Raw genomic sequence first — 6,884 nt, forward strand, 5'->3', positions numbered from 1 at the left:
GGGCTCGCCGGACGCGTCGCCGCGCTTCCGCCGGACGAACAGCACGCCCTGCTGCTCGACCTGGTCCGGACCCACGCGGCGGATGTGCTGGGGCACACCGACTCCGGCGCCGTCCCCGTCGACCGGGGCTTCCTCGACATCGGCTTCGACTCCCTGACCATCAGCGAACTGGCGGAGCGGCTGGCCGACGCCACCGGGGTGTATCTCACCTCCCCGCACGTCTTCGACCACCCCAGCCCCGACGAGCTCGCCGCCCATCTGCTCGACGAGCTCGGCCCTCGGGAGGCGGCCGCGCCCGACTCGGTGATCAGCGATCTCCCCCGGGTGGAGCGCGCGCTGACGGCCATCGCCCACGGCGAGGACGAGAGCGTGCGCGCTGAGCTGCGTACGCGGCTGAGGAGCGTGCTGGCCAGGCTGGGCGGCCCGTCCCCGAACGGCAGCGGCGCGCCGGCGGCGAACGGGGCGGGGACGGCCGAGTGGCTGGCGACGGCCGGCACGGACGAGCTGTTCGCCTTTATCGACCAGGACCTCGGCAGAGGGAGCGACGTGTCATGACCAGGCCCGAGCACGGGGTCGTTCTGGGCGGCGGCTGGGCAGGCATGCTCGCCGCCCGGGCGCTCGCCCGCCATCTGGAGTCCGTCACCGTCGTGGAGCGCGACGTCCTGCCCGACGGCCCCCGCAACCGCAGAGGGACGCCGCAGGCACGGCACAGCCACATCCTGTGGTCGGGCGGCGCCCGCATCGTGGACGAGCTGCTGCCCGGGACGCTCGGCCGGCTGCTCGCGGCGGGCGCCCGCCGGGTGGTGTTCCAGCGCGACCTGATCACGCTGTCCGCCATCGGCTGGCAGCACCGCTTCCCGTCCGGGGAGTTCGCCGTCATGTGCAGCCGTCCGCTGCTGGACTGGGTGGTACGGGAGCGGGTGCTGGCCGACCCGCGGGTGACGGTGCGCCCGCGCACCGAGGCCGTCGAACCGCTCGGCGGCCGCGACCGGGTGACCGGGGTCCGCGTGCGCGATGTGGCGGACGGCAGCTGGTCCTCGCTGGAGGCGGATCTCGTGGTGGACGCGTCGGGGCGGGGCTCCCGGATCCGCGCCTGGCTGTCCGGGCTGGGCCTGCCGCCCGTCGAGGAGGACGCGGTGGACGCGGGCATGGCCTACTGCTCCCGGGTCTACCAGGCGCCGCCCGGGGTGGCGGCCGCGTTCCCCCCGGTCAACCTCGCCGACCACCCCGAGCACGAGCCCGGCCGCTTCGGCTCGGTGTATCCGCAGGAGAACGGCCGCTGGATCGTCACCCTGGCGGGTACCCGCGGGGCGCGGCTGCCGACCCGCGAGGAGGAGTTCCTGCCCTGGGCGCGGGCGCTGCCCGATCCGCTGGTCGCCGACCTCCTCGTCCGGGCGGAGCCGCTGACCCCGGTCTTCGTCTCCCGGTTCGGCGCCAACCGCAGGCTGTATCCCGAGCGGCTGGAGCAGTGGCCCGACGGCCTGGTCGCCCTCGGAGACTCCGTCGCCGTGTTCAACCCGATCTACGGCCACGGGCTGAGCGCCGCAGCGCGCGGCGCGGCGGCGCTGGAGGCGCAGCTGCGCGAGCCCGGTCCCGGCTGGGCCGGCGCGGCGCAGCGGGCCGTCGGCGAGGGGCTGGACGATCCCTGGATCATGGCGACCTCCAAGGACATCGGCTACGTCGACTGCCGCGCGCGGACCTCGGATCCGAGGCTGGCGGGCGGAGCCTCGGACCGGCACCGCTTCTCCGCGTTCATCAACGCCAGAGCCCTGCGCTCGCCGGCGGTGAGCGAGGTGGCGACGGGGGTGGTCGCGCTGGCCGTGCCCCCGTCCGAGCTCGGCTCGAACCGCTTCCTGGCGCTGCTGAGCAAGGACGAGATCCTTCCGGAGCTCTCGGGCCCGCCGCTGCGCCCCGAGGAGCTGGCTCTGGCGGGTCTCCCCGCACGCAACGGGCACACGGCCCCGGCGGGGTCCCGCGCCGACGCGGGCCCCGGCGAGGGCGACAGCACCAGCGCAGCTTCCCGTACGGCCGGCAGAGGGGGACAGCCATCGTGAGCCGTCAGCCGTCATTCAGTCTCTTCTTCTTCTCCGACGACCGCTCCGAGCACAAGCGGGAGTGCTACCACCTCGTGCTCGAAGCGGCGAAGTTCGCCGACACCCACGGGTTCGAGGCCATCTGGGTTCCCGAGCGGCACTTCAGCACGTTCGGCGCGCCCTATCCCAATCCCTCGGTGCTCGCCGCCGCCATCGCCGGGGTCACCGAGCACGTCCGGATCCGGGCCGGGAGCGTGGTGGTTCCGCTGCACCACCCGGTGCGTATCGCCGAGGAGTGGGCGATGGTCGACAACCTCTCGCACGGCCGCGTCGGCATCGCCGCCGCTTCGGGCTGGAGCAGCACCGACTTCGCGCTCTCCGACGCGGACTACGGCCGGCGGCGCGAGGAGATGTTCGAGCGGCTGGAGACCGTCGGCCGGCTCTGGCGCGGCGAGGAGGCGGTGCTCGGCACGGACGGGAACGGCGGCCCGGTCGCCCGGCAGTCGTTCCCGCGCCCCGTCCAGCCCGAGCTGCCGCGCTGGATCGCCACCGTGGGCACCCGGGCGACCTGGATACGCGCGGGCGAGCTGGGCCACAACGTGCTGACCGCGCTGGTCGCCACCACGCTCGACGAGGTCGAGGGGCATATCCGCGCCTACCGCGAGGCCCGCGCGCGAAGCGGCCACGCCCCGGAGGCGGGACGGGTCACCCTGATGATCCACACCTTTCTGGGGCAGGACCTCGAAGAGGTCCGCGACACCGTGCGCGACCCGCTGATCCAGTACATCGGCACCCATCTGGACCAGTCGATCCGGGCGGCCGGATCCTCCGGGGCCGGCGGCCAGGAGGGCGCGCAGGAGACGAGGGACGACCTCGCCCGGTTCGCCTTCGAGCGCTACTTCCACAACAACGGGCTGTTCGGCACGCCGGAGACGGCGCTGGCCACGACCGGGAAGCTGCACAGCGCCGGAGTGGACGAAATCGCCTGCCTCATCGACTTCGGCGTCGACGACGACGCCGTTCTCGCCGGGCTGCCCTATATCAACACGCTCCGCAAGACGGCCGAGGGAGTGGTGCGCTGATGGACGAGCAGCGGCGGAAAGCACTCGTCCTGGAGCACCACCGGAGGGTGAACGCCGGGGACCTGGACGGCCTGCTCGCCCTGTACGCGGAGGGCGTCACCTTCGAGGACCCCGTCGGCTCGGGGCGGCAGAGCGGCCGCGCCGCGCTGCGCGCGCACTTCGCGAGGAGCATCGAGGGAAATCTCCGCGAGACGCCGGGCGAGCCGGTCGCGGGACAGGACGCGCGGCATGCGCTCGTCGCCGTGAGCGCCGTCATGGACTATCTGCCCAAGGGGCCGGACTTCGCCGAACGGGGCTGGCTGACGGCCCCTCCCGAACCGGCCGGCGGGCGCCTCGCGTTCGCGTACGTCCTCATGATCAGAACCGCCGGCGACGGGCTCATCGACGACCTCAGGGCGTTCTGGGGACGGTCCGACCTGGAGTGCGCCGGCTGAGCCCGAGCGCCGGGGCCAGCGATACCGACAGCAGTGGAGAGACCATGCCGGATGAGGAGACCAGAAAGCGGTTGACCCGTGAATACGCCCGGCGGATCAGCGAGGGCGATATCGAGGGTGTCATCGGGATGTTCGCGGACGACATCGTCTTCGAGGATCCCGTGGGCGCCCCGCCGCTCCGAGGAAAGGAGCAGCTGCGCAGGCGCATAGCCGAGGCGGTCGCCTGCCAGGTGCACGAGACGCCGGGGCGCGCGGTCACCTCGATGGACGAGCGGTATGTGGTCGTGCCGTCCACGGTCGTCGTGCATGTCCCGACGAAGCTGACCTTCCATGTCATCGGCATCATGGAAATCGGCGAGGACGGCCTGAGCCGTCATGTCAGGGCCTTCTGGGGAATCAGCGACACCCAGGTCGGGGACGGGCCCCAGGAATCCGGCGTCCGGCATTTCGCCACCGTCGCCGAGCACCTCACCGAGATGGCGAAGCAGGCCGGCCCGGAAAGGAGCGCAAGGTGACCGCACCGCGAACGGGAATCGTGCTGGGCGGAAGCTGGTCGGGAATGCTGGCGGCCCATGTGCTCGCCCGGCATCTGGAGTCCGTCACCGTCGTGGAGCGCGACACGCTGCCCGGAGGTCCGGAGCACCGCAGGGGAACGCCCCAGGCGCGGCACGGCCACATCCTGTGGTCGGGCGGCGCCCGCATCGTGGACGAGCTGCTGCCGGGCATGTCGGAGCGGCTGCTGGCCGCCGGGGCCCGCCGGATCAACTTCCACCAGGACCTGGTGACGCTGACCTCGCACGGCTGGCAGCACCGCTTCCCGCCGCGGCAGTACGGCCTCATGTGCACCCGCCCGCTGCTGGACTGGACGGTCCGCCGGGAGATCCTCGCCGGCGGGCGGATCACCGTGCGCGACCGCACCGAGGCCCTGGAGCTGTGCGGCGGCAGCGGCCGGGTGACCGGGGTGCGGGTGCGCGGCATCGACAGCGGCGCCCGGGAACTGCTGGAGGCGGACCTCGTCGTGGACGCCGCGGGCCGCGGGTCCCGGCTGCGGCACTGGCTGGCGGACCTGGGGCTGCCCGCCGTCGAGGAGGACGTCGTCGACGTGGGCATGGCGTACGCCAGCCGCATGTACCGGGCGCCGGAAGGGGCGACCGCCGCGTTCCCGGCCGTCAACATCGCCGCGGACCACCGCACCGGCGAGCCGGGCCGCTTCGGCGCGGTGTACCCGCAGGAGAACGGCCAGTGGATCGTCACCCTCTCCTGCACCAGGGGCGGCCCGCTGCCCACCCGCGAGGAGGACTATCTGCCGTTCGCACGCTCGCTGCGCGACCCTCTCGTCGCCGAACTGCTCGCCAGGGCCGAGCCGTTGACCCCCATATCGGCCTCCCGGCTGGGCATCAACCGCCGGCTGTACCCGGAGCGGCTGGAGCAGTGGCCGGACGGCCTGGTCGTCCTCGGGGACGCCCTCGCCGTGTTCAACCCGATCTACGGCCACGGGATGAGCTCCGCGGCGCGCGCGGCGGCAGCGCTGGACGAGCACCTGGCGCAGCCCTTCGGCCCCGGCGCCGCGCGGCGGACGCAGCGGGCGATCGGCGAACGCGTGGACGACCCGTGGATCATGGCCGCGTCCAAGGACATCGCGTTCGTCAACTGCCGCAACCGCGCCGGTGATCCGCGCCTCACCGGCGGTGCGACAGCGCGGCAGCACTTCTCCGACCTCGTCGCCGAGCGGTCGATCCGCTCGCCCGCGGTCTGCGATGTGGTGACCGACGTGATGAGCATGACCGCTCCGCAGTCGGAGCTGGGCACCCCCGGCTTCATGGCCCTGGTGGGGAAGGACCCGATGCGTCCTGAGCTGACCGGGCCGCCGCTGAGCCCGCAGGAGCTGGCTCTCGTGGATCTGGAGTCGCGCGGCGCCGTGGGGGCGCGATGACGGACGACGCGATGACCGACGAGGCCAAGGTCGTCGACTACCTCCGGTGGACCACGGCCGAGCTGTACCGCGCCCGGGAGCTGCTGAGGCAGGCGGAGTCGGACCGGCACGAGCCCGTCGCGATCGTCGGGATGGGCTGCCGGTTCCCCGGCGGCGTCCGGACGCCGGAACAGCTGTGGGAGCTGGTCGAGCAGGAGCGCGACGCCGTCTCGGGCTTCCCCGCCGACCGGGGCTGGGACGTGGAGAACCTCTACCACCCGGACCCGGACCACCCCGGCACCACCTACGTCAAAGAAGGCGGTTTCCTCTACGACGCGGCCGAGTTCGACGCGGGGTTCTTCGGGATGAGCGACGAGGAGGCGCTGGCGGTGGAGCCGCAGCAGCGGCTGCTGCTGGAGGTCGCCTGGGAGGCGGTGGAGAGCGCCGGCATCGACCCGCGGAGCCTGCGCGGCAGCGACACCGGCGTCTACGCGGGCGTCTCGTACCACGACTACGCCGCCCGGCTGCGGTACCCGCCCGACGGGCTGCTGGGCCACCTGGGCAACGGCAACGCCGCCAGCGTCGCCTCCGGCCGGGTGGCGTACACGCTGGGGCTGGTCGGCGCCGCGATGTCGGTGGACACCGCCTGCTCCTCGTCGCTGGCGGCGATGCACCTCGCCTGCCGCGCGCTGCGCTCGGGCGAGAGCCGTCTCGCGCTGGCCGGCGGCTCCGCCGTGATGTACACCCCGAACACGTTCCTGCTGTCCGCGAACCAGCGTCAGCTCGCTCCCGACGCGCGCTGCAAGCCCTTCGCCGCGGGCTCGGACGGCATGGTGTGGGGCGAGGGCGCGGGCCTGGTGCTGCTGGAGCGGCTGTCCGACGCGCGGCGAGGCGGCCGCAGGATCCTGGGGCTCATCCGCGGCTCGGCCGTCAACCAGGACGGCGCCAGCACCGGCCTGGCGGCGCCGAACGGCCCCAGCAGGCAGCAGCTGATGCGGACGGCCCTGGACGACGCGCGGCTCTCGCCCCGCGAGATCTCGGCGGTCGAGGGGCACGGCACCGGGACCGCCATCGGCGACGCGATCGAGGCGCAGGCGGTGCTGTCCGTCTACGGGAAGGACCGTCCGCCGGACCGGCCGCTGTGGCTGGGCTCCATCAAGCCGAACATCGGGCACTCCCAGGCGGCGGCGGGGATGGCGAGCGTCGTCAAGATGGTGATGGCGCTGCGCCACGAGCGGCTGCCGGCCACCCCGAACATCGACAAACCGACCCCGCTGGTCCTGTGGAAGTCCGGCGCGGTCCGGCTGACCACCGAGCCGGTGGACTGGCCCCGCGCCGAGCAGCCCCGCAGGGCCGGGGTGTCGGCGTTCAGCATCTCCGGGACGAACGCCCATCTGATCCTGGAGGAGGCCCCCGAGCCCCC

The 6,884-nt window shown here is 73.4% G+C and carries 7 protein-coding genes; all 7 read left to right on the forward strand.

The genetic code is table 11. The features are described from left to right. Positions 1-555, forward strand: a 555-nt coding sequence (locus G5C65_RS28170; protein WP_241266109.1) for a phosphopantetheine-binding protein, incomplete at its 5' end; no start/stop codon positions are given. Further along, the gene (locus G5C65_RS28175; RefSeq protein WP_165301839.1) at positions 552-2,054 is read left to right on the forward strand and encodes an NAD(P)/FAD-dependent oxidoreductase; all 1,503 of its coding nucleotides are present in this window, start codon (positions 552-554) and stop codon (positions 2,052-2,054) included. The genes G5C65_RS28170 and G5C65_RS28175, both read left to right, overlap by 4 nt. Beyond that, a complete protein-coding gene (locus tag G5C65_RS28180) occupies positions 2,051-3,115 on the forward strand; it encodes a MupA/Atu3671 family FMN-dependent luciferase-like monooxygenase (RefSeq protein WP_165301840.1) in 1,065 nt (354 codons plus the stop codon). The genes G5C65_RS28175 and G5C65_RS28180 overlap by 4 nt, the downstream gene beginning before the upstream one ends. Further along, positions 3,115-3,549 carry a nuclear transport factor 2 family protein gene (locus G5C65_RS28185; protein WP_165301841.1) on the forward strand — a complete coding sequence of 145 codons (435 nt, stop codon included), beginning with the start codon at positions 3,115-3,117 and terminating at the stop codon, positions 3,547-3,549. The genes G5C65_RS28180 and G5C65_RS28185 overlap by 1 nt, the downstream gene beginning before the upstream one ends. A gap of 44 nt (positions 3,550-3,593) precedes the next feature. Beyond that, entirely contained in the window at positions 3,594-4,064 is a 471-nt protein-coding gene (locus G5C65_RS28190) for a nuclear transport factor 2 family protein (RefSeq protein WP_165301842.1), read from the forward strand. Beyond that, positions 4,061-5,482, forward strand: coding sequence for an FAD-dependent monooxygenase (locus tag G5C65_RS28195; RefSeq protein WP_165301843.1), 1,422 nt, complete (start codon positions 4,061-4,063; stop codon positions 5,480-5,482). The genes G5C65_RS28190 and G5C65_RS28195 overlap by 4 nt, the downstream gene beginning before the upstream one ends. Positions 5,483-5,493: 11 nt before the next feature. Then, the coding region (locus G5C65_RS28200) for a type I polyketide synthase (protein WP_206442364.1) at positions 5,494-6,884 on the forward strand (1,391 nt) is incomplete at its 3' end.

The organism is Streptomyces boncukensis, assembly GCF_011045075.1.
Classification (GTDB): Bacteria; Actinomycetota; Actinomycetes; order Streptomycetales; family Streptomycetaceae; genus Streptomyces; species Streptomyces boncukensis.